The 26,006-nt window shown below is 72.4% G+C and carries 28 protein-coding genes; 17 read left to right on the top strand and 11 right to left on the bottom strand.

Annotated features, from left to right (window positions below; all coding sequences use genetic code 11):
* Window positions 1–5: 5 nt before the first annotated feature.
* The 4 genes from pepN (at window position 6) to HNR73_RS18385 (ending at window position 5,608) form a co-directional block, all read left to right on the top strand.
* On the top strand, window positions 6–2,507 hold the full coding sequence (pepN, locus tag HNR73_RS18400; RefSeq protein ID WP_184788721.1) for an aminopeptidase N: 2,502 nt from the start codon (window positions 6–8) through the stop codon (window positions 2,505–2,507).
* Between the two features lie 70 nt (window positions 2,508–2,577).
* Entirely contained in the window at window positions 2,578–3,729 is a 1,152-nt protein-coding gene (locus tag HNR73_RS18395; protein ID WP_184788720.1) for a PP2C family protein-serine/threonine phosphatase, read from the top strand.
* Between the two features lie 44 nt (window positions 3,730–3,773).
* Window positions 3,774–4,424 (top strand): tetratricopeptide repeat protein, encoded by a 651-nt coding sequence (locus tag HNR73_RS18390; RefSeq protein ID WP_184788719.1) that lies wholly within the window; start codon window positions 3,774–3,776, stop codon window positions 4,422–4,424.
* A 185-nt stretch (window positions 4,425–4,609) separates the two neighbouring features.
* Entirely contained in the window at window positions 4,610–5,608 is a 999-nt protein-coding gene (locus tag HNR73_RS18385) for a LacI family DNA-binding transcriptional regulator (protein WP_184788718.1), read from the top strand.
* 44 nt (window positions 5,609–5,652) lie between these two features.
* On the opposite strand, the gene HNR73_RS18380 is transcribed toward HNR73_RS18385, so the two are convergent.
* Together HNR73_RS18380 and HNR73_RS18375 are read right to left on the bottom strand one after the other, a co-directional pair.
* Window positions 5,653–5,883: a hypothetical protein gene (locus tag HNR73_RS18380; protein WP_184788717.1), complete on the bottom strand. Its 231-nt coding sequence runs from the start codon at window positions 5,881–5,883 to the stop codon at window positions 5,653–5,655.
* A gap of 87 nt (window positions 5,884–5,970) precedes the next feature.
* Window positions 5,971–6,954: an NAD-dependent epimerase/dehydratase family protein gene (locus HNR73_RS18375; protein WP_239122397.1), complete on the bottom strand. Its 984-nt coding sequence runs from the start codon at window positions 6,952–6,954 to the stop codon at window positions 5,971–5,973.
* Between the two features lie 170 nt (window positions 6,955–7,124).
* Between HNR73_RS18375 and HNR73_RS18370 the strand changes: the two genes are divergently transcribed.
* Genes HNR73_RS18370 through HNR73_RS18360 form a run of 3 tightly spaced genes read left to right on the top strand, consistent with a single transcriptional unit; the run spans window position 7,125 to window position 9,605 of the window.
* Entirely contained in the window at window positions 7,125–8,078 is a 954-nt protein-coding gene (locus HNR73_RS18370) for a sugar kinase (protein WP_239122398.1), read from the top strand.
* Window positions 8,068–8,685, top strand: coding sequence for a bifunctional 4-hydroxy-2-oxoglutarate aldolase/2-dehydro-3-deoxy-phosphogluconate aldolase (locus HNR73_RS18365; protein WP_239122399.1), 618 nt, complete (start codon window positions 8,068–8,070; stop codon window positions 8,683–8,685). Before HNR73_RS18370 ends, HNR73_RS18365 begins: the two co-directional genes overlap by 11 nt.
* On the top strand, window positions 8,682–9,605 hold the full coding sequence (locus HNR73_RS18360) for a dihydrodipicolinate synthase family protein (protein WP_184788716.1): 924 nt from the start codon (window positions 8,682–8,684) through the stop codon (window positions 9,603–9,605). Before HNR73_RS18365 ends, HNR73_RS18360 begins: the two co-directional genes overlap by 4 nt.
* 42 nt (window positions 9,606–9,647) lie before the next feature.
* On the opposite strand, the gene HNR73_RS18355 is transcribed toward HNR73_RS18360, so the two are convergent.
* Entirely contained in the window at window positions 9,648–11,513 is a 1,866-nt protein-coding gene (locus HNR73_RS18355) for an ABC transporter substrate-binding protein (RefSeq protein ID WP_184788715.1), read from the bottom strand.
* 105 nt (window positions 11,514–11,618) lie between these two features.
* Between HNR73_RS18355 and HNR73_RS18350 the strand changes: the two genes are divergently transcribed.
* Entirely contained in the window at window positions 11,619–12,161 is a 543-nt protein-coding gene (locus HNR73_RS18350) for a DUF6886 family protein (protein WP_184788714.1), read from the top strand.
* Here the strand turns inward: HNR73_RS18350 and HNR73_RS18345 are convergent.
* Window positions 12,158–13,114 carry a hypothetical protein gene (locus tag HNR73_RS18345; protein ID WP_184788713.1) on the bottom strand — a complete coding sequence of 319 codons (957 nt, stop codon included), beginning with the start codon at window positions 13,112–13,114 and terminating at the stop codon, window positions 12,158–12,160. The genes HNR73_RS18350 and HNR73_RS18345 overlap by 4 nt on opposite strands.
* Before the next feature lie 103 nt (window positions 13,115–13,217).
* On the opposite strand from HNR73_RS18345, the gene HNR73_RS18340 reads away from it, so the two are divergent.
* The 3 genes from HNR73_RS18340 to HNR73_RS18330 all read left to right on the top strand — a co-directional run bounded on the left by HNR73_RS18340 (window position 13,218) and on the right by HNR73_RS18330 (window position 15,514).
* The gene (locus tag HNR73_RS18340; RefSeq protein ID WP_221330973.1) at window positions 13,218–13,586 is read left to right on the top strand and encodes a DUF488 domain-containing protein; all 369 of its coding nucleotides are present in this window, start codon (window positions 13,218–13,220) and stop codon (window positions 13,584–13,586) included.
* Window positions 13,587–13,662: 76 nt separating this feature from the next.
* A complete protein-coding gene (locus HNR73_RS18335) occupies window positions 13,663–14,856 on the top strand; it encodes a sensor histidine kinase (RefSeq protein WP_184788711.1) in 1,194 nt (397 codons plus the stop codon).
* A 22-nt stretch (window positions 14,857–14,878) separates the two neighbouring features.
* Complete coding sequence (locus tag HNR73_RS18330) at window positions 14,879–15,514, top strand: response regulator (RefSeq protein ID WP_184788710.1); 636 nt, start codon at window positions 14,879–14,881, stop codon at window positions 15,512–15,514.
* Between the two features lie 633 nt (window positions 15,515–16,147).
* Here the strand turns inward: HNR73_RS18330 and HNR73_RS18325 are convergent.
* Window positions 16,148–17,626: a serine/threonine-protein kinase gene (locus HNR73_RS18325; protein ID WP_184788709.1), complete on the bottom strand. Its 1,479-nt coding sequence runs from the start codon at window positions 17,624–17,626 to the stop codon at window positions 16,148–16,150.
* Between the two features lie 101 nt (window positions 17,627–17,727).
* Between HNR73_RS18325 and HNR73_RS18320 the strand changes: the two genes are divergently transcribed.
* Window positions 17,728–18,570: an NmrA family NAD(P)-binding protein gene (locus tag HNR73_RS18320; RefSeq protein ID WP_239122402.1), complete on the top strand. Its 843-nt coding sequence runs from the start codon at window positions 17,728–17,730 to the stop codon at window positions 18,568–18,570.
* Here HNR73_RS18320 and HNR73_RS18315 read toward each other — a convergent pair.
* A complete protein-coding gene (locus HNR73_RS18315) occupies window positions 18,558–19,127 on the bottom strand; it encodes a hypothetical protein (RefSeq protein ID WP_184788707.1) in 570 nt (189 codons plus the stop codon). The genes HNR73_RS18320 and HNR73_RS18315 overlap by 13 nt on opposite strands.
* Window positions 19,128–19,192: 65 nt before the next feature.
* Between HNR73_RS18315 and HNR73_RS18310 the strand changes: the two genes are divergently transcribed.
* The gene (locus HNR73_RS18310; RefSeq protein WP_184788706.1) at window positions 19,193–19,825 is read left to right on the top strand and encodes a TetR/AcrR family transcriptional regulator; all 633 of its coding nucleotides are present in this window, start codon (window positions 19,193–19,195) and stop codon (window positions 19,823–19,825) included.
* 125 nt (window positions 19,826–19,950) lie between these two features.
* The gene (locus HNR73_RS18305; protein ID WP_184788705.1) at window positions 19,951–20,409 is read left to right on the top strand and encodes a hypothetical protein; all 459 of its coding nucleotides are present in this window, start codon (window positions 19,951–19,953) and stop codon (window positions 20,407–20,409) included.
* Here HNR73_RS18305 and HNR73_RS18300 read toward each other — a convergent pair.
* Genes HNR73_RS18300 through pnuC form a run of 3 tightly spaced genes read right to left on the bottom strand, consistent with a single transcriptional unit; the run spans window position 20,402 to window position 22,841 of the window.
* Window positions 20,402–21,142 (bottom strand): NUDIX hydrolase, encoded by a 741-nt coding sequence (locus tag HNR73_RS18300; RefSeq protein ID WP_184788704.1) that lies wholly within the window; start codon window positions 21,140–21,142, stop codon window positions 20,402–20,404. The genes HNR73_RS18305 and HNR73_RS18300 overlap by 8 nt on opposite strands.
* Window positions 21,139–22,209 (bottom strand): AAA family ATPase, encoded by a 1,071-nt coding sequence (locus tag HNR73_RS18295; RefSeq protein ID WP_184788703.1) that lies wholly within the window; start codon window positions 22,207–22,209, stop codon window positions 21,139–21,141. The genes HNR73_RS18300 and HNR73_RS18295 overlap by 4 nt, the downstream gene beginning before the upstream one ends.
* Window positions 22,206–22,841 carry a nicotinamide riboside transporter PnuC gene (gene pnuC, locus HNR73_RS18290; RefSeq protein WP_184788702.1) on the bottom strand — a complete coding sequence of 212 codons (636 nt, stop codon included), beginning with the start codon at window positions 22,839–22,841 and terminating at the stop codon, window positions 22,206–22,208. The genes HNR73_RS18295 and pnuC overlap by 4 nt, the downstream gene beginning before the upstream one ends.
* An 83-nt stretch (window positions 22,842–22,924) precedes the next feature.
* Here pnuC and HNR73_RS18285 point away from each other — a divergent pair, with 83 nt between their 5' ends.
* Window positions 22,925–23,677, top strand: coding sequence for a DUF4184 family protein (locus tag HNR73_RS18285; protein ID WP_184788701.1), 753 nt, complete (start codon window positions 22,925–22,927; stop codon window positions 23,675–23,677).
* Here the strand turns inward: HNR73_RS18285 and HNR73_RS18280 are convergent.
* Complete coding sequence (locus HNR73_RS18280) at window positions 23,655–23,903, bottom strand: PepSY domain-containing protein (protein WP_184788700.1); 249 nt, start codon at window positions 23,901–23,903, stop codon at window positions 23,655–23,657. The genes HNR73_RS18285 and HNR73_RS18280 overlap by 23 nt on opposite strands.
* A 152-nt stretch (window positions 23,904–24,055) precedes the next feature.
* Between HNR73_RS18280 and HNR73_RS18275 the strand changes: the two genes are divergently transcribed.
* Window positions 24,056–24,562 (top strand): DinB family protein, encoded by a 507-nt coding sequence (locus tag HNR73_RS18275; protein WP_184788699.1) that lies wholly within the window; start codon window positions 24,056–24,058, stop codon window positions 24,560–24,562.
* A gap of 191 nt (window positions 24,563–24,753) precedes the next feature.
* Window positions 24,754–25,188 carry a YdeI/OmpD-associated family protein gene (locus HNR73_RS18270; protein ID WP_203686985.1) on the top strand — a complete coding sequence of 145 codons (435 nt, stop codon included), beginning with the start codon at window positions 24,754–24,756 and terminating at the stop codon, window positions 25,186–25,188.
* A gap of 54 nt (window positions 25,189–25,242) precedes the next feature.
* Here the strand turns inward: HNR73_RS18270 and HNR73_RS40765 are convergent, their stop codons facing one another.
* Entirely contained in the window at window positions 25,243–25,935 is a 693-nt protein-coding gene (locus HNR73_RS40765; RefSeq protein WP_239122400.1) for an MOSC domain-containing protein, read from the bottom strand.
* Window positions 25,936–26,006: the final 71 nt, after the last annotated feature.

The raw sequence follows: 26,006 nt of genomic DNA, 5'->3' as shown, positions 1-26,006 counted from the left end.
GGGGAATGCCGAGCCTTACTCACGACGAAGCCGTCGCCAGAGCCGCGCTGATCAACGTCGACTCCTACGAGATCGACCTCGACCTCACCGGAGACGACCCCGGAGCCGGCTACGGCTCCACGACCGTGATCCGCTTCGGCAGCGCCGACCCGGCGGCGGGCACCTTCGCCGAGGTCCGCGCCAAAGAGGTCCACGCCGTCACCCTCAACGGCGCCGCCCTCGACCCCTCCTCCATCGTGGACAACCGCATCCTCCTGGACGGACTCGCCGCGTCGAACGAACTCGTCGTCGAGGCCACCATGGAGTACTCCACCAACGGCGAAGGCCTCCACCGCTTCGTCGACCCCGAGGACGGCGAGGTCTACCTCTACGCCATGGCCGGGCTCGACAACGCCCCGCGCATCTTCGCCTGCTTCGACCAGCCCGACATCAAGGCACCCATCACCCTCACCGTCGACGCGCCCGCCGACTGGACCGTGTGGGCCAACGGCGACGGCACACGCCGTGCCGACGGCAAGGTGGCGTTCACGCCGACCGAGCCCATCTCCACCTACCTCATGACCCTCGTCGCGGGCCGCTACCACGTGATCCTCGCCGAACACGACGGCGTGCCCCTCGGCCTGCTGTCCCGCCGCGCGCTCGCCGCACACCTCGACGAGCAGGCCGAGGAGCTCTTCGCGATCACCCGGGCCTGCTTCGACTGGTACCACGAGCACTTCGGCGTCCGGTATCCCTTCGGGAACTACTTCCAGGCCTTCGTCCCCGAGTTCAACTGGGGCGCGGTGGAGAACCCCGGCTGTGTGAACTTCCGCGACGAGTTCCTCTTCCGCGGCGCCGTCACCACCACCCAGCGCCAGGACCGCGCCGTCGTCATCGCCCACGAGATGGCCCACATGTGGTTCGGCGACCTGGTGACCCTGCGCTGGTGGGACGACATCTGGCTCAACGAGTCCTTCGCGGAGTACATGGGCTGGCGCGTGGCCGTCGAGGCCACCGAGTTCACCGGCGCCTGGACCGGCTTCGCCGTCGGCCGCAAAGGCTGGGGCTACGCCGCCGACCAGCGGCCCTCCACACACCCCGTCGCGCCCGAAGGCGTCAACGACACCGCCGGCGCGCTGTCCAACTTCGACGGCATCTCCTACGCCAAGGGCGCCAGCGTCCTCAAGCAGCTCGTCGAATGGCTCGGCGACGAACCCTTCCTCGCGGGCCTGCGCGACTACTTCCAGACCCACGCCTTCGGCAACGCCACACTCGCCGACCTCCTCGCCGCCCTGTCGAAGGCCGCCGACCGCGACCTGTCGGCCTGGTCGACGGCCTGGCTGCGCCGGGCCCAGGTCAACACCCTGCGCCCCCGCACGGTCATCGAGAACGGCCGCTACCGCGAGGTCACGATCGTCCAGACCGCGCCCGAGGAGTACCCGACCCTGCGCCCGCACCGGATCGGCGCGGCCGTGTACCGCCTCGACGGTGACGGCGTCACGGCCACGCGCGTCACGGTCGACGTCCAGGACACCGCCGAGACCCCGGTGCCCGCCCTGAACGGCGAGGCCGCCGGCCTGCTCGTCCTCAACGACGGGGACCACACCTTCGCCAAGATCCGCTTCGACGATCACGGCCGGGCCCTGCTCCCCGAACTCCTCCCGGTCCTCGACGACGCCCTCGCGCGGGCGCTGATCTGGTCGGCGGTCACCGACGCCTCCCGTGACGCGGACCTGTCCGCCCCCGAGGCCCTCGCGCTGATCCTCGCCGGGCTGCCCACCGAGACCGACACCAGCGTCTTCGAGGATCTCGCGCGCTACATCACCGGTTCGCTCACCTCGCGCTTCCTCGCCCCCGAGGCCCGCCCGGAGGCCGCGGCCTCGCTCGTCGACGCCTGCGACAAGGCCATGGACGCCGCCGAACCCGGCGGTGCCCGGCAACTCGCCGCCGCGCGCCTGCTCATCGCCTGCACCGAGGACGGCGAACGACTCTCCGGCTGGCTCGCGGGCAACGCCCCCGAAGGCCTGGCCCTGGACACCGATCTGCGCTGGGCCGTCCTGTACCGGCTCGTCGTCCTCGGGCACGCCGACGAAGCGGCGATCGCCGCCGAGGCCGGCCGCGACCCGAGCGCGCAGGGCACCGAATGGGCCGCCCGGATCCGCGCGGCCCTGCCCACACCCGAGGCCAAGGCCGAGGCGTGGCGGCTGCTCACCGGCGGCGAACAGGTCTCCGGGCGCATCGCCCTGTCCATCGCCGACGGCTTCTGGCACCCCGAGCAGACCGAGGTCTGCGCGCCCTACGTCGAGCGCTACTTCACCGAGATCCCGGCGATCTTCGGGCTCCTCAGCCCGCAGGTCGGCACCGCGGTCGTGCGCTCGGCCTACCCGTCGTGCGTGGTGAGCGAGGCGACGGCCGTGGCCGCCGGGAAGCTGCTCGGCGACGAGCCGCTCCCGCCGGCGCTGCGTCGCACCCTCATCGACGCCACCGACGAGCTGCGACGGGCATTGGCGGTGCGAAACACGCCCTGATCTGCCCTTTCACCCCGGCCTGCGCCCTTTTCGGGATTGAATGCGGGTAGCGAAACGGTCAGGGGGATCTGTGCCGTACGACTACGACGCGCTCAGCCGTCAGGCGCCGCCGGAGTGGCTGCGATGGATCCCCCTGCCCGTCCTGGTCATCGCCGCCGTGCTGGAGTACCTCAGCCCGGAGAGCGTGGGCCTGACGTTCCTGGTCGCGGCGGCGCCACTGCTGGCCGCCGTCGCGTGCGGTCCGGTCATGACGGCCGTGTACGGCGTGGCCGCCGTGGCGATCGCGGCCTGGCTGTTCGAGCACGACCCCGACGTCGCCGGGATCGGCCTCACCGGGCACAACGAACTGCTCGTTGTGCTCGGTGTGGCGGTCGTCGGGGTGCTCGCCGCCACCGCGCGGACGCGTTACGACCGGCGGCTCAACCGGGTCGGCTCGATCGCCGAGGCCGTGCAGCTGGCGGTGCTGCCCCGCCTGAGCGGGCGGGTCGGCGACGTCGAGTGCGCCGCCCTGTACCGCTCGGCCCAGCGGGACGCCATCGTCGGCGGCGACCTCTTCGACGTGCGGGAGACACCGCACGGCGTGCGCGCGATCATCGGCGACGTCAAAGGCCACGGCCTCGACGCGGTGTCCAACATGGCCGCGCTGCTCGGCGCCTTTCACGAGGCCGTGCTCGACGTGCCGACGCTCGTGCAGGTCGCCGAGCGGCTCGAACGGCGGCTGACCATCGACAACGCCGACCGCGACACCGAGCAGTTCGCCACCGCCCTGCTCCTCGGGTTCCTGCCCGACGGGGGCGTCGAACTCGTCGTGTGCGGGCACATCCCGCCCTACGTCCTCAGCGGCGGCGTCGTCCGCCGCGTCCAGACCGAGGCCGCCCCGCCCCTCGGCCTCGGCGCTCTCGTGCCGACCAAGCCGCGGGCCGTCCGTCTCGACTGGCACCCCGGCGATGTCCTCTTCGCCTGCACCGACGGCGTTCTGGAGGCACGCGACGGCGACGGTCGCTTCTATCCGCTCGACCGCAGACTCGCCGAGCTGACCACGGGGGCGGCGCCGCCGCTGGCCAGGCTCACCCGGGGTGTCTGGGAGGACCTGCGCCGCTTCGCCCCGCGGATCAACGACGACGTGGCCCTCCTGGCGCTGCGCCGTTTCCGCGCGGGCGCGCACCGGATCGAACCCGGGACGGCGGTGCATCTGGTGCGCGGTGAGAGCGAGCAGCGCTGAGGTAGGTTCGGGGCCGCCACCCGACCCCACCCCGGAGGTTCGCCATGCCCATCGAATCCGGTCGCATCGCCCGTGCGCACGACCTATACACGCGAGCCGTGTTCCAGGGCGAGGCCGAAGGGCTGACCACCGCCGACGGGCTCCTCGACGCCGTCGAAGCCGACCTGTCCCTCGAACGCGGCCGCGTCCTGCACGCGAAGTTCCTCGGCGACCGCGAAGCGGGCGGCGACCCGCGCGAACTCGTCCACTTCGAGCACGCCGCCACCCTTTACCGCGCCCTCGGCGACGAACGCGGCGAAGGCGAGGCCCGGTTCTGGATCGGCACCTATCACCAGGTCGTCACCGGCGACGTCGCCCTCGCGTTCCCGTTCTTCGAGCACGCCCTGGAGCTGGCGACGAAGACCGGCGACACCCTCACCATGTCCTACGCGAAACGCCACATCGCCTTCGCCGCCCAGGAAGCCGGGAACCTGGCCGAGGCCCGCGAGCAGCTGGAGGAGTCGACGCGACTGCGTCGCGAACTCGGTTTCGGCGCCGGTGTGGCGGCGAACCTGCTCGCGCTGGCCTTCATCGCCCGCGACGACGCGCGGACCGGCGACGCCCGCGCCCTCCTGGACGAGGCCACCGCCGAGGCGAACGCGGCTGGTGCCGACGGCGTCAAAGCCTGGATCGAGGCCTCGCGCGCGGAGTTCTAGACCTGCGCACGACACGACGGCGACGACGTACACGGTGCCGGGCACCTCAGGGCGCCCGGCACTCGCGTCGGCCCGCGTGCAAAACGTATTGCTGCGGTAGCCTTCAGCCGGGGACAGCGGTCCCCGGGGCACAAGGGGGACGGCGCGTGCGGGCGCCGCAAGGCGAGGCGGTGACGGTAGTGGCGGTGCGTCGACGGGTCGGGATCACCGACGTGGCCGCGAAAGCGGGAGTCAGCGTCACCACCGTGTCGCATGTGCTCAGTTCGCGTCGGCCGGTCTCCCAGGCCACCCGCAACCGGGTCTTGAAGGTCATCGAGGAGCTGGACTACCGGCCCAACGAACTGGCCCGCAGCATGCGCGCGCAGCGCACCTTCACCATCGCGCTGATCGTCCCCGACATCACCGATCCCTTCGGCGCCTCGGTCGCCCGTGGCCTCCAGGACGCGGTCCGCCCGGCCTCCTATCACTGCCTCGTCGCCAGCACCGATGCCGAACGTGACGTCGAGCGCGACATCCTCCACCGGCTCCTCACCCGCGTCGACGGCGTGGTCCTGTCCGGCTCCGGCAACACCCCCGAGGAACTCGAACCCGTCATCGACGCGCGGCTCCCGCTGGTCCTCCTCGGCGCCGACACGCCCGGCCCCGGCTTCGACGTCGTCACCGGCGCCGACCACGACTCCGGCGCGCTCGCCACGAAACACCTCCTGGAGCGCGGCCACCGGCGTATCGCCGTCATCACCGCCCCCACCGACTTCGGCGCTCCCGCCCGCCGTGTCGAGGGCTACCGCGACGCCCTCACCGAGGCCGGGCTCCCCGCCGACCCGGCGCTCGTCGTCTCCGCGCCCGTCACCCGCGACGGCGGGGCCTACGCCATGGCCGCCCTCATGGACCTGCCCGATCGGCCCGAGGCGGTCATCTGCGGCGACGACGTCGTCGCGATCGGCGCCGTCGGCGCCGCCGCCGGACGAGGCCTGAGCGTCCCCGCCGACGTGGCCGTCATGGGCTTCGGTGACCACGAGGCCGCCGCGCTGGTCACCCCGAAGCTCACCACGATGGCCCTTCCTTCCCGCGAACACGGGCGGGCCGCCGGGGAGCTGATCCTGGAGCGCATCCGCGAGACCGAGCCGGGCGAGCCCCGCCGGATCGTCATCCCCGCCGTGCTCGTCCAACGCGACTCGGCCTGAGCCGGACGGCGTCACCATTCGGTGTGGCCACCGTCGGGATGGGATCACACCGGCGACACGTCGTACAACGGATCGGCCGCCGCCGCCCCGTCGATCTCCACGCCGACACCGGGCCCGGATCGGCCCCGGTCGACAGGGTCGCCAGGTCGTGCACGGCCGCCTCGACCGCGCGGCTCTCCGGGAGCGGTTCGCCCCGGCCGGCCCTCATCGGTCGAGATCTCGCAGAACATCAGGCGCTGCGAGACCCGGAAGGTCTCCACCAAGGTGATCTCCATGTCCACTCCGCCGTCAGGGCGCCTGGGCGCCGCCTTCGGGCGCGCGGAGGCCGGGCACCCACACGACTGCCACCGGCCGGTGCTCCATCACGCGGGGAGGGGCCGGGTCGGCAGTTCGAGGAGATGCCGGGAGTGGAAGCCGAAGAGGCGGCGGGCCGGTTCGAGGTCGACCGGCGCGGTCCGGCCCGGCAGCGGGCGGGTGAGTGTCGCACCGGGGTGGAAGGCGGCGATCAGGTCGGCGGTCGCGTGGGGGACGAAGGTCTCCGGCGCGGCCACGTAGACCGCGTGCGCGCCCGCCGCCGACGGGGACAGCGCGGCCACGGCCGCCGCGGCGGCGTCGCGGGTCTCCAGATAGAGCCACAGGTCGGAGGCACCGGCGCCCGGGTCGGCGCCGAGTTGGGCGGCCCGGGCGGGCAGGCGCCCGTCGAGGCCCGGGACCTCGCCGAGTCCGCCCACGAAGGGGAACCGGAGACAGACGACGTCGATGCCGTGCCGCCGGTGCATGGCCGCCGCGATCTGCTCGTCGACCACTTTGGACAGTGAATACGGGTCGGCGGCCACGCTCGGCGTGGTCGCGTCGACCGGCAGGGACGCGAAGGTCTGGCCGCGCACGGGGGAGAAGAGGTACCCGAGGTAGTTCACGCTGCTGGCGATCACCGCGTTGCCGATCCCCGCGGCGCCCGCGGCGTCGAGGACGCTGAAGGTGGCCGAGGTGTTCCCGCAGAACACCTCCTCGGGCGTACCGAGGTGCGGCGCGGGCAGCGCGGCCAGATGGATCACCGCGTCGGCGCCGTCGAGGGCGTCCTCGACCGACGCGCGGTCACCGGCACTGCCGACGACGAGGCGGTCGGCGGCGAGGTCACCGGGGTCCGACAGGACCAGTCCGGTCACCGGGACGCCGTGGTTCGCCAGATGCCAGGTGACCGCGCGGCCGATCAGCCCGGCCGCGCCGGTCACCAGGACCCGCTTGAAGGGCAGGGGGGCGCCGGTCGTCCCTCGCGGACTCCCGCCCGGCCCGCTCACCGCATGAGCGGTCGCACGTCCGGGTCGGGCGGAACCGGCAATGTCCACGGGAACTCCTTCCAGGCGCCGACCAGGGTCGGCGGCGACGGCATCCCGAGGATAGGCCGAGATCTCGGCGGCACCGCTCGGTGCCAGGCCCCGCCGAACCACGCTCCCACCATGCGGACGCGAAGCGCACAAATCGGTTTGGCCGCGGCGGGACCGCTAACGTCGGTGTCGTGTCAGAGATCCCACCACCCCAGATCCTCTGCGTCGGCGAGACCATGGCCCTGGTGACCCCCACCGAGCCCCTGCGCCTGGCCGACGCCGAGCACTTCGCGCTCGCCCACGGCGGCGCCGAGTCCAACGTGGCCGCCCACCTCACCGAACTCGGCCTGCCCACCGCGTGGATCAGCAGGCTCGGCGCCGACCCCCTCGGCGACCGCGTCCTCGGCGCCATCGAGGCCCACGGCGTCGACACCCGCTGGGTCGTCCGCGACGCCGCGCCCACCGGGCTCTACCTCAAAGACCCCGACCCCCGCGGCACCCGCGTCTACTACTACCGGCGTGGCTCGGCCGCCTCACGCATGACCGCCGCCGACATCGACGCCTGGCCTCTCGACGGCGCCCGCTGGCTGCACCTGACCGGCATCACCCCCGCCCTGTCCGACACCTGCGCCGAACTCGTCTGGGCCCTCATCGCCCGCGCCCGCGAACACGGCGCCGGCGTCTCCTTCGACGCCAACTACCGGCCCGCGCTGTGGCCGGTCGAGGAAGCCGGACCCGCCCTGCTGGACCTCGCCCGCAGCGCCGACGTCGCGCTCGTCGGCCTCGACGAGGCCGCGACGCTCTGGGGCGCACGGACCGCCGAAGACGTCGCCGAACTGCTCACCGGCCCCCGTCACGTCGTCGTCAAGGACGGCGACGTCGAAGCCGTCGAGTTCACCCGCGACGACACCGGCGCCACCACCGTCCACCGCCTCCCGGCCCGCAGCGTCGACGTGGTCGAACCCGTCGGCGCCGGAGACGCCTTCGCCGCCGGGTTCCTCGCCGCGCTCCTCAACGGCCGCCCACCCGGCGAACGCCTCGCCCTCGGCCACTCCCTCGCCGCCTGGACGCTCGGCAGCACCAGCGACTATCGCGCCGGGCACGGTCCCGTCGTCCGCGAACCGGAGGCGACCGGTGCCCACTGACCTCGGCGCGTGGTTCGACGGCGACTTCGCCGCGACCTCCGTCATGGCCATCCTGCGCGGCCACGACCCGGCGCGCACCGTCGAGCTCGCCACCCGAGCCTGGGACCTGGGCATCGAGCACGTCGAGGTGCCCATCCAGACCCCTGACGCCGTACCGTCCCTGCTGGCCGCGATCGCCGCCGGTGCCGAACGCGGCCACGGCGTCGGGGCCGGGACGGTCATCGACACCGGCCAGCTGCGCGTGGCCGCCGAGGCGGGTGTCACCTTCACCGTCGCGCCGGGACTCGATCCCGAGATCGTCGCCGCCAGCAGGGAACGCGGGATCCCGCACCTGCCCGGCGTCGCCACGCCCAGCGAGGTCCAGCGCGCCCTCGCCCTCGGTCTCACCTGGGTCAAGGCCTTCCCCGCGACCGTGCTCGGCACCGCGTGGTTCCGCGCGGTCTCCGCGCCCTTCCCGGGCGTGCGACTCGTCGCGACCGGCGGCGTCGACGCCCGGACCGCGCCCGCCTACCTCGCCGCCGGGGCCCGCGTCGTCGCCGTCGGCGCCGCGCTCGAAGACCCCGCACAGCTGCCGGAACTCGCCGCACTCACCAAGGACCGCACATGACCGATCTCGCCGGGGTCGTTCCGCCCGTGGCCACACCGTTCACGCCCGACGGGGACGTCGACACCGCCTCACTGGAGCGCCTGTGCGCGTTCCTGCTGGAGGCGGGCGTGCACGGATTGTTCGCGGGCGGTTCGACCGGCGAGATCGCGATGCTCACCGACCTTCAGCGCGACTCCGTCGTGCGGACCGTCGTCGGCGTCGCCGCCGGGCAGGTGCCCGTCATCGCCGGAGTCGTCGACACCGGGACCGCCCGCGTCATCGACCACGCCCGCCGGGCCGAGGCCCTCGGCGCCGACGCCGTCGTGGCGACCGCGCCCTTCTACGTGCAGACCCATCCCGACGAGGTCACCGCGCATTTCCGGCTGGTTCACGACGCCGTCGGCGTGCCCGTGATCGCCTACGACATCCCCGGCGCCGTGCACTCCAGGCTTCCCGAAACCTCGGTGGCCGAGCTGGCCGGTTCCCGCGTGATCGCCGCCCTCAAGGACTCCAGCGGCGACCTCGCCGCCTTCCGGCGCGTGCTGCGGCTGACCGCCGGGACCGGTCTGCGGGTCTTCACCGGCTCGGAGCTGTTCTCCGACGTCGCCCTCGCCCTCGGCGCCCACGGTGCCGTTCCCGGGCTGGGCAACGTCGATCCCCACGGCTACGTGCGGCTCACGGCGGCCGCCCTCGGCGACGAGCGGGAGGTCGCGTTCGCCGAACAGGAGCGGCTGGCCGAGCTTTTCGAGATCGTCGCGGTCGCCGACCGTTCGCGCGTCGGCGCCACCGCCGCCGCCCTCGGCGCCTTCAAGACCGCGCTCCATCTGCGTGGTGTCATCGACCACCCCGCGACAGCCGCCCCGTTCTCGCCGCTCGACGCGGGAGAGGTCGCGCGCGTCCGGGATCTGCTGATCAAGGCCGGCCTGGAGGTCGTGCGCTGAACCGCGACCGGCCCGGCGGTGTCCCGCCGGGCCGGTGAGCGGTTACTCCTTGACCTTGAGCAGGTCGAACTGTGGCGCCTCGGTCGTCGGGTCGATGACGAGGCTGTCGGCGACCAGCCGGTCGCTGAAACCGGCGACGTACTGCTCGTTGGCGAACGGAATCGCCGGCATGTCGGCGTTGAGCAGGCCTTCGGCCTGCTGGTACAGGGGGAATGCCTCTTCCATGGTGGTCTTGGCGTTGCCCTGTTCGATCAGGGCGTCGAACTCCGGGTTGGCGTATCCGAAGTAGTTGCCCGGCCCGTACAGCGGACGCAGGAACGCCTCGACATTGGCCTGGTCGGGGATCCAGCCCGAGGCCCAGGGTGTCTTGAAGGACCGCTTCGAGCTGGCGTCGAGGAACTCCATCGACTCCATCGGGTCGACCGAACAGTCGACGCCGAGAACCGTGGTGATGCTCGCGCAGACCGCCTCCAGGTACTGGGCGGCGGTGGTGTTGTTGACGCTGTGCGAGAACTGGATCGGGTCCTTCGCGGGCCATTTCGCCTTGCCGAAGAGCTCCTTGGCCTTCTCGGGGTCGAAGGCGCAGTCGGCGCAGGTGTCGTCGACGTGCCCGGCCACGCCCGGGGGAGTGAACGCGTCGGCGGGCAGGAGGGAGTCGAAGCCGAAGCCCTTGATGATCGACTCGCGGTCGATCGCCAGGGACAGCGCCCGGCGCAGATCGGCGCTCTGATAGGGCTTCTTGCCGGTCGGGAAGCCGAGGTAGCTGATCTGCGCGGTGGGCAGGCTGACACGGTTGTCCGCGTCGGTCGCGGCGGCCGCGCCGCTCCACAACCGGGCGAGGTCGGCCTCGCCGCTCGCGAGCGCGGCCGAGGCGGCGTTGGGGTCGTCGATGAACCGGAAACCGACGCCGCCGTACTGCGGCTTCTCACCGGCGAAGTCGTCCCAGCGGGTCAGGCTCAGCTCGGGGCTGCCCGGCGACCAGGGCCCGCCCATCCGGAAGGGGCCGTTGCCGATGGGAAGCGACTCGCAGCCGCTCATCGCGTCGAGGCACTCGCGAGCCATCGGCGCCATCACCGGGTAGGCGAGGGCGGTCGGGAAGACCGCCCAGGGCTCGGTGAGTGCGACGGTGAAGGTCGAGTCGTCGACGACCTTGAGACCCGACATGGTGCTCGCGCTGCCCTGTGCCGCCTCGTAGCCGTCGAAGCGGTCGAAGAAGAAGGCGCCGGTCATCACGTTGGCCTCGTCGGCGACGTAGTTCCAGGCGTCCACGAAGGACGACGAGGTGACCGGTTCGCCGTTGTGGAAGGTGTAGCCGGGGAGGAGCTTGATCGTCCAGGTCCTGGCGTCGGTGCTGGTGATGCTCTCGGCGAGCCGGTTGACGGGCAGGCCGGTGACGGGGTCGGTGCGGGTGAGGCCCGCGTAGAGGCCCTGGAGGACGGTGTTCTCGGCCTCGAAGCCGCTGTTGCCGGGCAGCAGGCTCGTGGGGGTCGAGGAGACGAAACCGAGTACGGCGTCGTTGGTGGTGACGCCCGGGTCGCCGGAGGGGTCGGCGAGGACCGGGGTCGGCGTGGAGTTGCCGCTGAGGGCGATGACGAGCACGACGATCGCGGCGACCGCGGCCAGCGCGCCGCCGCCGATGCCGAGGAACAGCCCGATGCCGGGCTTCTTCGCCGGCGGCGGGACCGGTTGCTGCCAGGGCTGCTGCATCGGTGGGGGCGGGAACTGCTGCGCCGGCGGCTGTCCGTACACCGGCTGCTGGGGCTGGTAGCCCTGCGGCGGGTACGGCTGCTGCTGCGGTGGCGGCGGGTACTGCGGTTGTTGTGGGGGCTGGTACTGCGGAGGCTGACCGTAGGGCTGCTGGGGCTGCCCTGGGGGCGGGGGAGGTCCGGGGTACGGGGGTTGTGACATCGACCTGCTCCGTTGTGGAGTTATCGCGGGTGAGGGGCCAGGTCACTGTAGTGCCCGGCCGCCAAAGGGGTTGCCCCGCGCGGCCGGCCCTGGTTGCATCCGCGCATGCGACCAGAACCCGGTGAGGTACTGCATTTCTCCGAGGACCCGACGATCACTCGTTTCGAACCGCACGTCGCGGTCACCGCCGCTCAGCCGGAGGCGTACGTCTGGGCGGTCGACGAGTCGCGCGCCAGTGACTACTGGTTTCCCCGTCAATGTCCGCGCGTCATCGCCTTCGTCGGCGACGACACCACCGACGACGACCGCGACCTCATCATCGGACCCGGTTGCGGAGACCGGGTCCACGCCGTCGAGTACGCCTGGCTCGACGCGATGCGGACGGTGGAGCTCTACGCCTACCGGCTGCCCGCGGAGCCCTTCCGCCCCTTCCAGGCCGACGACCCGCACGCGCAGGTCGCGACCGTGCCGGTGGAGCCGCTCGGTCCCGCCGAACGCGTCGGCGACCTCTTCGCCTGCCACGAGGCGGCCGGGATCGGGCTGCGGGTGCTGCCGAACCTGTGGCCGTTCTGGGGCGCGGTCACCGAGAGCACGCTGGGGTGGAGCGGCATCCGTCTGCGCAACGCCGCTCCCGCCCCACGTGGTTAGAACATCGCGCCCTTCACGGGCTGACCGGTGTGCGCCGACACCAGTGGCCGCGAGCCGAGCGGCTTCGACAGGGTGATCGTCACCGGCTCGTACTTGAGCATGTCGATGCAGGTGTCACCGGTGGTCTCGGCGCTGCCGGCGACCACGACCGCGCTGTCGGTCTCCAGGAACAGCGCCTTGACGTCGATGTCGCAGGCGCCGACGCCGAGCCGGTAGGTGACGGTGTCGCCCTCGACGGACACCAGGTCCTGCGCCGAGACGAGACCGGTCATGTCACCGGGGTCGGGGACGTCGAGCCGCGGGACCTCGTCGATGTCCTCGGGGGACACCGCGACGCGCGCGATCGGTTCACTCAGGCCCTCCACAGTGAACAGCCAGGCCGGTACGTCGGCGGCGCCGCGGCTGGTCTGGAGCGGCACGGAGCCGAGCTCGGCGTCGGTGACCCGCAGTGTCGAGCAGGGGACCTTGTGCGAGGTGGTGTCGTCCGGTCCGCCGCTGCCGTCGGGGGCGGGGTCGTCGGGGGTGTTCGTGCAGTCGGCCGGGTCGGCCGGCGCGAGGTCCTGCCACGCCTGCTTCGCGCCGACGAGGCCGACCGTCATCGGAGTCCCGTCGGGGAAGGTGATCTCGCCCTGATCCGCCGATTCCTTCGGCAGTGAGGTGTCGAGGATCAGGAAACCGGCGTTCAGCGCGGTCAGGGTCGCCTCGTCGAGGGGCTGTCCGTCGGGTCCCGTGGCCGGTTTGAGGGTGAGCCCGCCCAGCGGCACGAAGCCGGTGTTCCACACACCCGTCGGGGGTAGCGTGCGCCAGACCTCGGCGACCTGCGCGGCGCGGGGTGCGAAGGCGTCGTCGGAGGCGGGATCGCCCGCGTCGGCGGACTCGCCTCCTTTGCCACAGGCCGCGAGCGTCACCGCGGCGATGAGCGAGACGGTGAGTATTCCGGTTCTGGTTCGCATGGAGCTGTGACGCACGAGAAGGGATCACGGGTTCCAGTTCGCCGAACGGCGATCCGCGGCGCCGGGCACGGAGACAATGGTCGGCAGACGAGAGGAGAGGCCCGTGGCCGAAGGATTCCGCGTGCGCAGGGTCTACGACGATCCCGCTTTCGACGACGGTGTGCGCGTCCTGGTCGACCGGCTCTGGCCGCGCGGCCTGTCGAAGGACCGCGCGCACATCGACCGCTGGCCAAAGGAGCTCACACCCAGCACCGAACTGCGCAGGTGGTACCACGAGGCTCCCGCCGACCGCCACGGCGAGTTCGTCGGCAGATACCGCGCCGAACTCGACGCCGACGGCCTCGCCGAGCCGCTCCGGGACCTGCGGGAGGCGGCCGCGAAGGGGACGGTGACCCTCCTGACCGCCGTGAAGGACATCGAGGCCAGCCACGTCCCGGTCCTCCTCGACCGCCTCGCCGAAGGCGACGCGTGACGCGCTCCCCCGCGTGGGGGAGACACTGCCGCCCACGTGGGATGCCGGCCCGCGCGGGCTGTGCCACGATCGGGCCATGATCCTTCGACCGCTGCGCAGCCCGACGACCTACCGGGCCTGGGCCTGGCTGATCGTCGGCGGCGCCCTGCTGATGCCGTACATGATGGCCGGGCAGGTCCTGACGGTCGTGTGGCGCGAAGGCGGGCCGGGCCTCGGCCTGCTCAGCGTCGATCTGTGGGTCTACGCCGCGGCCCTGCCCGTCGTCGCCCTGACCGGCCTGATCCTGCCCGTGCGGGCCATGGAGACCACCGCGGCCAGGGCCCTGCTCGGCATCGGCGGCGAGGTGCACACCTCCGCGCGCGGACGCCTCGCCCTGTGGTTCCTCCTCCACCTCGGCGTCGGGGGACTGGCCAGCGGCGCCACCCTCGCGCTCGTCCCCTTCGCCGTCATGGTCACCATCTCACCCGTCCTCGGCGACCTCGGCGACCTCGGGCTCGTCACCGGCATGCTCACCTCAGTCGGGTGGCTGGCACCCCTCATCGGTGTGGCCCTGCTCGCCGCGCTCGTCTACACCATCGCGACCCTCGGCGAGATCCTGCGCCGGACCGGCGCCCGCGTTCTCGCGCCGACCCCCGCCGAACGTCTCGCCCAGGCCGAGGCCGCCGCGCACCGGCTCACCGAGCAGAACCGCCTCGCCCGCGAGCTGCACGACTCCATTGGGCACGCCCTGTCCATCGTGACCGTTCAGGCATCGGCCGCCGTCCGGGTCGTCGACAGCGATCCCGGCTTCGCCCGCAAGGCCATGGCCACCGTCGAGCAGACCGCGAGGATCGCCCTCGCCGACCTCGACCACGTCCTCGGCGTCCTGCGCGCCGACGGCCGCGACGCTTCCTCGACGGCACCCCGCGTCGGGCTGGCCGACGTCCCCGAACTCATCGACGGCAGCGGTCTCGACGTCGAGTACACCGTGGACGGCGACGTCGCGACCGTGCCCGTCGTGGTCTCGCGGGAGGCCTACCGCATCGCGCAGGAAGGCCTCACCAACGCCGCCCGGCACGGCGACGGCGGGCCCGTCGGGCTCGACATCCGCGTCACCCCGGCCGCGCTCGAACTGGTCGTCCGCAACCGATCCGGCGAGCGGGACGCCCGCCCGGGCGGTGGACGCGGTCTCACCGGGATCCGCGAACGCGCCGAGACCCTCGGCGGCTCCGTCGAGGCCGGGACCGTGGGCGAGTGGTGGGAGTTGGCGGTACGCCTGCCCGCACGGTGATCACGGCGGCTATCGTCGGCGGGTGACTGTACGCGTGCTGCTCGCCGACGACGAGGAACTGATCCGGACCGGGCTGCGGGTGATCATCGACGCCGAGGCCGATCTGGAGGTCGTCGGTGAGGCGGGCGACGGCGTCGACGCGCTGGAGATGGTGCGGCGCCTCAAACCCGACGTCGTGCTGATGGACGTGCGGATGCCGACCGTCGACGGTCTGGAGGCGACCGAGCGGATCGTGTCGACCGTCGCCGACCCGCCCAAGATTCTCGTCGTCACCACCTTCGACAACGACGAGTACGTCTACCAGGCCCTGCGCGCGGGCGCCGACGGCTTCCTGCTCAAACGCGCCCGCCCCGATCGCCTCCTGGAGGCGATCCGCGTGGTCGTCCGCGGCGACAGCCTGCTTTTCCCCGCCGCGATCCGCGACCTCGCCACCCGCCACCGCGGCCGCCCCTCGGCCCTGCGCCGGGCCGGGCTCACCGAACGCGAGGAGCAGGTCCTGCGCCTGATGGCGACCGGCAGGACGAACGCCGAGATCGCCGCCGAGCTCTACGTCAGCGCCGAGACGGTCAAGACGCACGTCGGCAACGTCCTGGGCAAACTCCGCGTCCGCGACCGCACCCAGGCCGTCATCGCCGCCTACGAGTCCGGATTCGTCTAGGCACCGAGACCGTCGAGGAGCCCGCGCGCCCGGGCCGCGAAAGGCTCATGGCCGCTGTCCACCGCCTTGGCCGGGTACACGCGAGCGCGTGCGAGAACCCCGCCCGCGGCGGCGATCTCCCCGAGCCGGTACCGCCCTCGGCGTGTTCGCCGAGCAGGTGGTACAGCTCGCCGAGGTGACCGTCGCGCCGCCCGTCGTCGATCGTGAACGCCCGCGTGAGCCGGTGGAGTGCCGGTACAGCTCGCGGGCTTCCCGGATCGGGTCGCCGCCGCCCCGGTCGCTCAGCAGGGCGGCGAGTACGAGACAGGTCCGCGCGAGCCGTCGCCGGTCCTTCTCGCGGGTGGGCTCGCGGCCGTTCGCGATGGCGTGGGCCGTCCGTGCGGCGGCGGCCGGGAGGCCGAACTCTCACAGGACCTTGGCCCGCTCGCGGTGGAGGCGGGCGCGCGTCTCGGGGGCGGTCTCGCGTTCGGCGGGCCGTAGTGGAAGTCGCTCAGTTTCGGCCAGGTCTCGTCGGCCACCGGCTGGTCGCGGGCCGGGAGATCTGGCGGGTGCTCACCCTCCACAAGGGATGGAGCGACAATGGACATCGGACCTTCCGGGGTGCGGGCGGTGCTCGATGATCACCCGCCGGTCTCAGGACTCGGTGGCCTTCGTCCGCCATTCCTGGTCCACGCCACCGGTGCAGTCGCGTGCCTTGACGCGCTCTCCGGCGCCCGCGGTGAGGCAGAACCCGGCCGTTCCGCCGACCGAGGCGAAATTCCACACGTCCCAGTCGCCTTCGGTGCGCAGCCAGGTCACCGTCCACTCGTCGGGTTCGCCGCAGTCGCCGGCGATGATGGCGTGCCCGTCGCTCTCGGGGTCGAGGCGCGCGCATTTACCGCCCTCATCGGCGAAGGTGTACACGCCTTCCGAGCCGGTGAAGGTGAAGTCCTGGAACAGTTCCGCGTCACATTCGAGCGTACTGAAACCGGCCGCGCCGATGTCCAGGCAGCGCTCGTTCTCCGCGTTCATGATCGGTGTCGGTTCGTCGGTGACATCGTGGACGACGCTCGGCGAGGAGGCCGCGGCGTCCGGCTGCTCACCGCCTTTCCCGTTCCCGCCGCGCCTGTTCAGCGCCCAGGTCGCCGCGGCGGCGACGGCGATGATCAGCAGCAGTGAGACGAGCAGGACCGGGACGCGACGGCCGTGCGGCCGCGCCTGCTCGGCAACGGATCGCGTCGGCGGTTCGACCCGGATCGGGACCGTCGTGGGCTCGGCCGGCCGCGCGGGCATCGCCTCGGTCGCGGGCGCGGCCAGGATCACCCGGCACTCCCGGGCCAGGGCCGCCGCGCCCGGCGGACGCCGGGAGGGGTGCTTCGCGAGGGTCCGGCCGACCAGCGCGGCCACGTCGCCCGGCACCTCCACGGGCAGAGGCGGCGGTTCATGGTGCAGGTGCCCGGTGAGGATCGCCGCCGGATTCGAGGCCGCGAAAGGCGTGCGACCGGCCAGGCATTCGTAGGCGACGACACCGAGCGAGTACACATCGGACAGTCCGGTGAGGGTCTCGTCGCGCAGTTGCTCCGGCGAGGCGTAGGACGGCGTGCCCATCACCAGGCCGGTCGCGGTCAGCCCGGGATCCCCGTGGCCGTGCGCGATCCCGAAGTCGATGAGGGTCGCCTCGCCGTTGTCGCCGAGGATGATGTTGCCCGGCTTGATGTCGCGGTGCACGATCCCCGCGCGATGCGCGGTGTCGAGCGAGGCCGCGACCTGCGCGATGATCCGCATGGTCCGCGCGGGCGACAGTCGCCCGTGCCGGTCGAGGAGGTCGGCGAGCGTCGTGCCCGGGACGAACTCCATGACCAGGTAGGCCGTGACGTCGCCGTGCTCGTCGACGTCCTCGCGGGCGTCGTGCAGGGCCACGATCCCCGGTGCGCGCAGCCCCGCGACCGTCCGCGCCTCGGCGGTGAAACGGTGCCGGAAGCGCGTGTCGCGGGCGAGCATGGGGTGGAGGATCTTGATCGCGACGGTCCGGTGCAGCACGACGTCGGCGGCGCGCCAGACGTCGCCCATTCCGCCGGTGCCGATGCGTTCGTCGAGACGGTACCTTTCGGCGAGCAGCCGTCCTGGAGTCATGCGCGCGCTTTCGGTCGAGAGGGGCGAAAAGGCGCTCGATTGTCTCACGCGGCAGGTATGGGGACGGCGGACGGGCGAGGAGGGCGGGACACGTGGTGATCATGGTGACGGGAGCCTCGGGGCGACTCGGGGGAGCGGTGGCGAGGCTGCTGCTGGAGCGCGTCCCGGACGAGCGCATCGTGCTCGGGGCAAGGGATCCACGAGCGGTCGCCCGTTTCGGGGTGGAGGCGCGCGCGGCCGACTACGACGACGCGGCCGGGCTCACCACGGCCTTCGCGGGTGTGCGCACCCTGTACCTGGTCTCGACGAACGGCCCCCACAGTGGACGGTTGGCCCAGCACACCGCCGCCGTGCGCGCGGCGGTCGGCGCGGGCGTCGGCCGGATCGTCTACACCGGCATCCTGAGCAGTGCCCCGGAGATCATCGGGCGGCTCGCGTGGGACACCGAGCGGGTCATCGCCGACAGCGGAGTCCCGTACACGATCATGCGGCACGCGCTGTACGCGCAGAACTTCACCGTCGGCCTGCCCAAGGCCCTCGCCGACGGCGAGTACGTGACCGCGACGGGCACCGGCCGCGTCGCCGCCGCCGACCGGGGAGACCTCGCCCGCGCGGCCGTGGAGGTGCTGCTGGGGGAGGGCCATGAGGGCGCGGCCTACGAGCTGACCGGCCCGCGCGCCTGGAGCCTCGGCGAACTGGCCGGGGAGGCGTCGCGCCGGAGCGGGATCCCCCTGCCGCACAAGGCGGTCACGGCCGAGGAGCTGACGGCGGCACTGGTCGGAGCGGGCGTCCCGGCGAGCGGCGCGGAGGTCGTCGCCGGGATCCAGAAGGCCGTCGCCGAGGGTGCCTTCGCCAGGGTGTCGCCGGACCTGGAGCGCCTGCTCGGGGGTCCGGCGACGTCGATGGAGGAGAGTGTCGCGGCCGCGCTGACTCAGGCGGGCTGAGGTACGGCGTCGGGGGTCGTCCGCGCGCGGTGGGCCATCCACACGACTCCCGCGGCGGCGAGGACGAGCCCGCCGAGGTAGACCGCCACGGGGACCGCGCCGCGCAGCGACCCGGGGACCATGCCGACGGCGTAGAGGACGACCGCGCCCGTGGGTAGCACTCGCGAGCGCAGGGCGGCCGCGCTGAACGTGAGCACACCGGCGATCAGGACGACGGCGGTGGCCAGGAACGCCCGGCCCGTGCCGCCGTCGAGGAGATGGGAGCGCGTCTCCTCGGTGAGGCCGGGAAAGACGAAGTGCAGCGTGTACTCGACGGCGAAGGCACCGGCGAGTCCGGCGGCGTTGAGGACGTAGCCGACGAGGCCGAGCGTCCCCGCCGCCGGGCGGACGAGCCGGTAGAGGCCGGTGACGGCGAAGAGTCCGGCGAGGACGGCGAAGGGCGCGACGGCGTGGGTGAAGGCGTTCTCGGGCAGGACGCCGGCGCGCCGGGTCACGTTGAAGAGCAGCAGGAACGCGCAGGCGTAACCGGCGTAGGCGGTGAGTCTGTTGAGGGGCATCGGAGGGGCTCCTTCCGGTGATAACAAGCGTTATTCTCGCCGTTGTCGGCCGGTAGGGTGACCACGTGGGAGTAGACGTAAGCGGTCCGAAAGAACTCGACGGCCAGGCCCGCGCCTTCCTCGACGCCGGGCTGCGGGTGCTGCGCGCCGACGGCGCCGTCCGGCTCACCCTGCGCCGGGTCGCCGAAGCCGCCGGGACCTCCACGATGGGGATCTACACCCGCTTCGGCGGGCGGCACGGTCTGCTGGAGGCGATCTACCGGCACGGGTTCGCGATCCTGCGCGAGGTGCTTCATCGCCACCTGTCCGGCGTCGAGGACCCGATCGCCCGGATCGAGGCGGTCGCCCACGGGTACCGCGAGTTCGCCCTCGAAGATCCCGCCCTCTTCGCCTTGATGTTCGAGCGCCCCCTCGCCGACTTCGACCCCTCCCCGGCGCTCCGCGCCGAAGCCCTCGACGCGACCTTCGGCCTGCTCGGCGAGCCGACCGCCGAGGCGATCACGACGGGAACCCTGCGCGACGGCGACGCCCCGCGAACGGCGTATCTACTGTGGACGGTCGTGCACGGGATCGTGAGCATCGAGCTGACGCACGCGCTGCGCAGCCCGCTGCCGGGCTGGTTCCTGGACTCGCGTGCGGAAGGACGGCGAGTGCTGGAGGAAGGGCTCGCGGCGGTCCTGGCGGGGCTGCGGGGGTAGCGCGAAGGGGACGAGGACCGTACCCGGGCGGATGCCTGGGCGGACCCGCGCCCGGTGGGATCGGCGTGGAGCGTTGGGAAGTCCCAGCTCCCGACCGGCACCGGGACTCCCCGAAGGAGGCAACCGTGAGCACGCCGGTCCCTGAGCGAGAGGCGGCGTCGGCCGAAGAGGCCGCGCCCGAAGCACCACAAGCGTCCGGGGGCTTCGCCTCCGGGAGTGCGGCGCCCACCCCACCCGACGGCACGGCTGTTCAGCGGTGGCGCTCCCCCCGATGGGTCGCCGCTCTTCTCGCGGCGGCCGCGGGGTTCATCGCCATCGCGGTGAGCCTCCTCTTCGCCGTGCTGGTCCCCACACCGGAGGAACGCGCCATCGAGGAGTGCCGGCAAAGCGTCCTGGAGCAGCTGAAGGCGCCGGCCACCGCCCAGTTCGGAGACGCGAAGGCCACCGAGGGCGACGACGGCTACAGCGTGAGTGGATACGTCGACGCGCAGAACGGTTTCGGTGCCCTCATCCGTACCGACTACCGGTGTGAGCCGATCAAACTGAGGAACGGCGAGGTGACGGTTTTCGTGTCCTTCACCTAGGCCCCCCACCCTTCCCACCCGGCCGCAACAGCGGCGGATGCAGCGCCCCCGCCCCGCCCGCCCGGTACAGCGCCGCCGGTTTCCCCCGCCCCGCCGTGCGCCGTCGCGGCCCGTCGGCGGGCTCCACGAACCCGGGCGTCGCCAGTACCTTGCGCCGGAAGTTCGGCCGGTCGAGCGTCGTTCCCCACACCGTCTCGTACACCTGCTGCAGTTCCCCGAGCGTGAACTCCGGCGGGCAGAACGCCGTCGCCAGGCCCGTGTACTCCAGCTTCGCCCGCACCCGGTCCCTGGCGTCGCGCAGGATCCGGTCGTGGTCGAAGGCGAGGGGCTCGGCGTCGGCGTACCGAACCCACCGCGCTTGCGCGGCGTCGCTCCCCGCCCGCGGCTCGGGCAGGTCGGGCACCAGTGCGGCGAAGGCGACCGAGACCACCCGCATGCGCGGATCACGGTCGGGATCGCTGTAGGTCCGCAGCTGCTCCAGGTGCAGCGCCTCGACGACGTCCCCCGGCAGCCCGGTCTCCTCGGCGAGCTCGCGGCGGGCGGCGGCCTCGGCCGACTCGCGCGGCAGCACGAACCCGCCCGGCAGGGCCCAGCTGCCCGCGTACGGATCGAGCGCCCGTTCGACGAGCAGCACCTGCAGCGCGTCCGCGCGGACGGTGAACACGGCGAGATCCACCGTGACGGCGAAGGGCTCGAAGGCGTGCTTGTCGTATCCGGTCGGTACGTTCGTCATCGGCGCTCCGGCAGGGGGTCGGTGAAGTTCCATCCTTCGGCCAGGAGCGCGTCGACGGCCGCGACCGCCGTCGCCAGACGCTCCTCGTGCGGCCCTGTCAGTGTGCGAAACGGGCGGCCCGTGCGGGCCAGTTCGGCCCGGAAGCGCCCGGTCATCCACGGTCGCAGGTGCTCTCCGTCGCGCAGGCCGTCGTCTTCGAAGGCGACGCCGTCATGATCGGTGAGCAGCCACAGGTCGTGCCGTACCCGCCCGGCGACGTCCTCAACCTCCGGGTGCCGGCCGCCGATGTAGCGCTCGTGCCAGATCCCGGTGGCGAAGGAGTCGGTGTCGCAGAACAGGACCGGCGAGCCGAGGCGCGCGGCCGCCTCCTCGTCGGCGTTCTGCCGTGTGGCGATCAGCGGGAAGTCGTCCGGTGTGAAGACGACCTCCGGCCAGTCCGCGCCGGGTCGCGTCTCGCGCAGCTCGGCGAGTTTCCGCTCGCTGAACAGCCGACCGTACTCGGGGACCCACCGCGTCGACGCCCAGACCCCGCCGCGCGCCCGGTAGTGCTCGGCGAGGGCGCGCGCCATGGTGGTGGTGCCCGTCGACTCCGCGCCCACGACGACGACCCGCCGCGCGAGCGCCGCCCGTACCGGCCCGGCGAGGTGGTCCCAGTGCGCGGCGGGGTCGGCGCGCACGGCCGTGCCCGACACCGGATGCGCGCCACGCGCGGGGTCGACCGCGACGTGCGCGGCGCCGAAGCGCCGGGCGAGTTCGTCGCCGTAGGTCTCGGAGGTGAACACGACGTCGACGGGTTCGGGCACGGCGGCGCGGAAGACGGCCATGTGCGCGTCCCAGATCGCGGGGTCGGTGAGATCCATGCGCACGTCGTCGATCGCTCCGATGACGCGGGCGCCGGGATGCTCCTCGCGCATCCAGGCGATCCGGTCGCTGAGCGGCACCGACTCGACGCTCGACGCGCAGACCAGGACCGTCAGTTCTTCGCAGGCGGCGAGCGCCGTCCGGACGAGGTGGTGATGCCCGGCGTGCGGCGGATAGAACTTCCCGAGGACGAGTCCGTGTTTCACGCCGTCGCCACCTGGACCGCGCGCAGGTCGCGCCGCCAGCCGCGCAGGCCGACGACGCACAGGGCCATGAAGCCGACGTAGAGGATCGAGGTGAGGTAGAGGCCTTTGTAGGCGTAGAGCGGGATGTAGACGATGTCGGCGGCGATCCACAGCCACCACGACTCCAGGCGCTTGCGGCACTGGCCGTAGGTCGCCATGAGCGACAGGATCGTGGTGAGCGCGTCCCAGAAGGGGACGGTCGAGTCGGTCGCGCGGGACAGCAGCAGGGTGAGGCCGAGCAGGCCGGCGGCGCCCGTCGCGCCGAGCGCGATCCACTCGACGCGACTCATGCGCCGGACGGGGAGCCGGTCCGTCGCGGTCTCGCCACCGCGCGCCCAGGTCCACCAGCCGTAGGCGGCGAGGGCGATGAAGACGAGCTGGAGTCCGGCGTCGGCGTAGAGGCCGGACTGGGTGAACAGCAGGATGAAGAAGAGGTTGTTGGCGATGCCGGTGGGCCAGTTCGCGATGTGCTGCCGGGCGACGAGCCACACGCAGAGGGCTCCGGAGCCGAAGCCGAGGACCTCGGTCCAGCTCACGGGCGTGCCGAGGAGGGTGAAGAGGGGCGTCTGGAGCGCCTCGATGATGGGGGTCATGTCGGATCCCTTCAATAGTCATAGTGACTATAAAGTGATGATCGACGGCACGGCAAGGTGATTCCGGCGACTATCCTCGTGCGATGCCCGCGACCGTTCCCGCGCACCAGGCGGCCGTCCTGCCCCTCAAGCTCGCCTGGCCGTCCCGCTTCGACGGGGTCGCGCTGGTCGTCGGCTCGACGGCGCCGGACCTCGCCTACGCCTTCCTTCCGTGGTGGCCCTTCGGGTCCACGCACACGCCGCTCGCGCTGCTGTGGTGGGCGCTCCCCGTCACGGTGCTCCTGTCCACGGTGATCCGGCGGCTCGTCCTGCCCGGCGCCGCGCACCTGCCGCTCCGCCGCCTGCGCCTGCGCGACTACGCGGCCTGCGCCCGAGTCCGCCACCGCTGGTGGACGACGCTGTCGTCGGCCCTGCTCGGCGCCGCGACGCACATCGCCTGGGATCAGTTCACCCACGCCGGCGGCGTCGTGTCATGGCTGCCGACACTGGTCTCACCCTCGCCGTTCGGTGTCCCCTGGTACAAACTCGCGCAGTACGCGTCAGGCGTGACCGGAACGCTGGTGACGGCGTGGTGCGTCATGCTCATCGCCAAGCAGCGCCTGATCCGGCGATGGCACGGCCCCGCCGAGCCCCCGGCGGGCGACCCGGCCAAGTGGCGCGGGACCGCGTACGCGGTCGGGGCAGGCCTCGCGCTCGTCGCGGTCGCGCTGCCGCAGGGGACGCTCCCGCACGTGCTCACGGCGCGATGGCTGTGGGCGGGCGTCCTCGCGGGCGTGGCGGCGAGATGGAGGACCCGGCGGGACTGGGCGTCGCTCACACGTCGTAGTCGCCGTTGATCGCGATGACCTCGCCGGAGACGCCGTCGATCCGCAGGTCCCGCCACGTCCCGTCGGTGCATTCGGTCTCGACGAACCACATCGGTTTCGCGCCGTCGTGATACAGGTCCAGGCGGATCACGTCGCATTCGGGGAGGCGGTCCTCGGCTATCCGTTCGGCCTCGCCGGCGGAGACCATCGCGCCGATGAGGGCCGCCACGGCGACGACGAGTGGAAAACCGGGCATCGGTCACCTTTCGGTCAGGTCACCCGATCATCGTAAAAGGTGCCGCCGAGGCGCGGCCGACAATCGCCGGGCACGGCTTCGTCTGCCGGCGTGACCGACGACCCCGGCCAAACGGTTCGCCGCACGTCCGGCCGGAACGTACAGTCGCCGGAATGCCGACATGGAACACGCCCGAGCGCCCCGAGCCGCCGAACGATCCGGTGGACGAGCGGACCGCCCTCGACGACCGCCTCGACTTTCAGCGCGCGACCCTGCTGCTCAAGTGCGGCGGACTCACACCGGAGCAGCTCGCGCTGCGGTCGGTACCGCCGTCGACGCTGTCGCTGCTCGGGCTCGTCCGGCACATGTCCGCCGTCGAGGCGTGGTTCCACGCGTTCGACGGCGAACCGGACCACCACTTCTTCTGGGACTACGTCCCGGGATCCAGGGAAGGCAGCGACACCGTCGACGTCACGCGAGCCGACGACGACCTGGCCAGCTACCAGGCGAGCGTCGCCAGGTCGCGGGAAGCCGTCGCCGGGCTCGGTCTCGACGAGGTCAGCCCCGGTGAGGACTACACGCTCCGGTGGATCTACCTGCACATGATCGAGGAGTACGCCCGCCACAACGGGCACGCCGACTTCCTCCGCGAACGCATCGACGGTGCCACGGGGGAGTAGCGGCCGGGGCCCCGGGACGGTGCCCGCTCAAGCGCCCGGTGTGGCCGCCACCGGCCACACCGGGGCGCTCTCCCACCCGAGAACGCCGACCGTGCCCGGGCTTTCCGGCCATCCGTCACATTCCCCCGCCCGCCCGTGAAAGGGTCACCACGATGTCTCCCGATTCCGCACCGACCGACAGGGAATCCACCGTGAAGTTCCGCAGCGTCGTCGAGCCGCCCGAACCGATGCGAGGGCTGGAGGTCCCACCCGAGGTCGTGGAGGCCCTCGGCGGTGGCGCGCGCCCGCCGGTGACCATCACGGTCAACGGGCACTCCTGGCGGAGCCGGGTCGCCATCATGCGCGGCCGCCACCTGCTCGGCTTCAGCAACGCCAACCGCCGGGCCGCCGACGTCGGGATCGGCGAGGAGGTCGAGGTCGAGCTGACGCTCGACACCGAGCCGCGCGTCGTCGTCGAGCCCCCGGACTTCGCCCGCGCCCTGGACGACGACGTGGCCGCCCGCGCCGCCTACGACGGCCTCACGGACGGCCGCAAGCGCCAGCACGTCCTCGCCGTCGAGAGCGCGAAGAAGCCCGAGACACGCCGGCGGCGCATCGAGCAGGCCATCGCCACCCTGCGGGGCTGACTCCCGGTGCCGCCGAAGTCCACATGAGATGACCCCGCACGCTCGCCGGATCCCTCAGACGACGCGCGCGTCGTCCCCCACACGGATCGCCCCGGGCGTGACGACCTCGGCGACAATGCCGAAGCACTGGTCGCGCTCCCTGGTGACGGTCTTGAGGACGCGGTTGTCGGCGGGCAGGTCCTCGCCCTGAGCCATGGTGGTCATCACGCAGCGGGGCAGCGCCATGACCACACGCAGACGCAGCCGCTCGCCGACGGCGAGGACACGGCCGACCCACTCCTCCTCGATCCACGGCTCGGCGGTGTCGAGGACGATGTTCTTGCGGAACCGCCGCACGTCGACCGGTTCGGCGTCGCCGAGCAGTGCGCCCAGGGCGTGCAGGGAGGCGGTGGTCGCGATGGAGATCGGGCCGTCGTCGAAGTGGTCGACGTCGGACTCGCGCGACAGCTTCACGGGTGCGCCGAGCAGTTCGGCGAGGTGGGCGTCGTCGCGCAGCGGTTCGCCGCCGGGGACGGTGACGTGCGGGCGAGTGCCGCCCTCACCGGCGCGGGCCGTGTAGTGCAGGAGGCCCTCGGTACGGCGGAAGCGGCTGCTGTTCTTGCCGCTGCCGAGTTTGCCGTCGGGATAGGTCACGGCCCAGAGCCGGTCGCCGACCATGCCGCGCTCCTCGACCTCGACCTCGTCGAGGTCCTCGCCGAGCATCGACTTCACCGGGAAACGGGCCAGGCGGATCACAGTCGCAGTCACGCCTGGAACACTAGCCTTTTTCCCCGCGCGGGCAGGTCCGGCGGGCGGTCGCCGCCACGCGACGCGGCTCG

Source organism: Phytomonospora endophytica, from assembly GCF_014202425.1.
Classification (GTDB): Bacteria; Actinomycetota; Actinomycetes; order Mycobacteriales; family Micromonosporaceae; genus Phytomonospora; species Phytomonospora endophytica.
This window is presented reverse-complemented; position numbering and strand designations above follow the sequence as displayed.

Bases quoted from the DNA above. Each gene is read 5' to 3' on its own strand.
- pepN (WP_184788721.1), top strand. From the start codon at position 6: ATGCCGAGCCTTACTCACGACGAAGCCGTCGCCAGAGCCGCGCTGATC.
- HNR73_RS18390 (WP_184788719.1), top strand. From the start codon at position 3,774: ATGCCCATCGAATCCGGTCGCATCGCCCGTGCGCACGACCTATACACG.
- HNR73_RS18380 (WP_184788717.1), bottom strand. From the start codon at position 5,883: ATGGAGATCACCTTGGTGGAGACCTTCCGGGTCTCGCAGCGCCTGATG.
- HNR73_RS18360 (WP_184788716.1), top strand. From the start codon at position 8,682: ATGACCGATCTCGCCGGGGTCGTTCCGCCCGTGGCCACACCGTTCACG.
- HNR73_RS18355 (WP_184788715.1), bottom strand. From the start codon at position 11,513: ATGTCACAACCCCCGTACCCCGGACCTCCCCCGCCCCCAGGGCAGCCC.
- HNR73_RS18350 (WP_184788714.1), top strand. From the start codon at position 11,619: ATGCGACCAGAACCCGGTGAGGTACTGCATTTCTCCGAGGACCCGACG.
- HNR73_RS18345 (WP_184788713.1), bottom strand. From the start codon at position 13,114: ATGCGAACCAGAACCGGAATACTCACCGTCTCGCTCATCGCCGCGGTG.
- HNR73_RS18335 (WP_184788711.1), top strand. From the start codon at position 13,663: ATGATCCTTCGACCGCTGCGCAGCCCGACGACCTACCGGGCCTGGGCC.
- HNR73_RS18325 (WP_184788709.1), bottom strand. From the start codon at position 17,626: ATGACTCCAGGACGGCTGCTCGCCGAAAGGTACCGTCTCGACGAACGC.
- HNR73_RS18320 (WP_239122402.1), top strand. From the start codon at position 17,728: ATGGTGACGGGAGCCTCGGGGCGACTCGGGGGAGCGGTGGCGAGGCTG.
- HNR73_RS18315 (WP_184788707.1), bottom strand. From the start codon at position 19,127: ATGCCCCTCAACAGACTCACCGCCTACGCCGGTTACGCCTGCGCGTTC.
- HNR73_RS18300 (WP_184788704.1), bottom strand. From the start codon at position 21,142: ATGACGAACGTACCGACCGGATACGACAAGCACGCCTTCGAGCCCTTC.
- pnuC (WP_184788702.1), bottom strand. From the start codon at position 22,841: ATGACCCCCATCATCGAGGCGCTCCAGACGCCCCTCTTCACCCTCCTC.
- HNR73_RS18285 (WP_184788701.1), top strand. From the start codon at position 22,925: ATGCCCGCGACCGTTCCCGCGCACCAGGCGGCCGTCCTGCCCCTCAAG.
- HNR73_RS18280 (WP_184788700.1), bottom strand. From the start codon at position 23,903: ATGCCCGGTTTTCCACTCGTCGTCGCCGTGGCGGCCCTCATCGGCGCG.
- HNR73_RS18275 (WP_184788699.1), top strand. From the start codon at position 24,056: ATGCCGACATGGAACACGCCCGAGCGCCCCGAGCCGCCGAACGATCCG.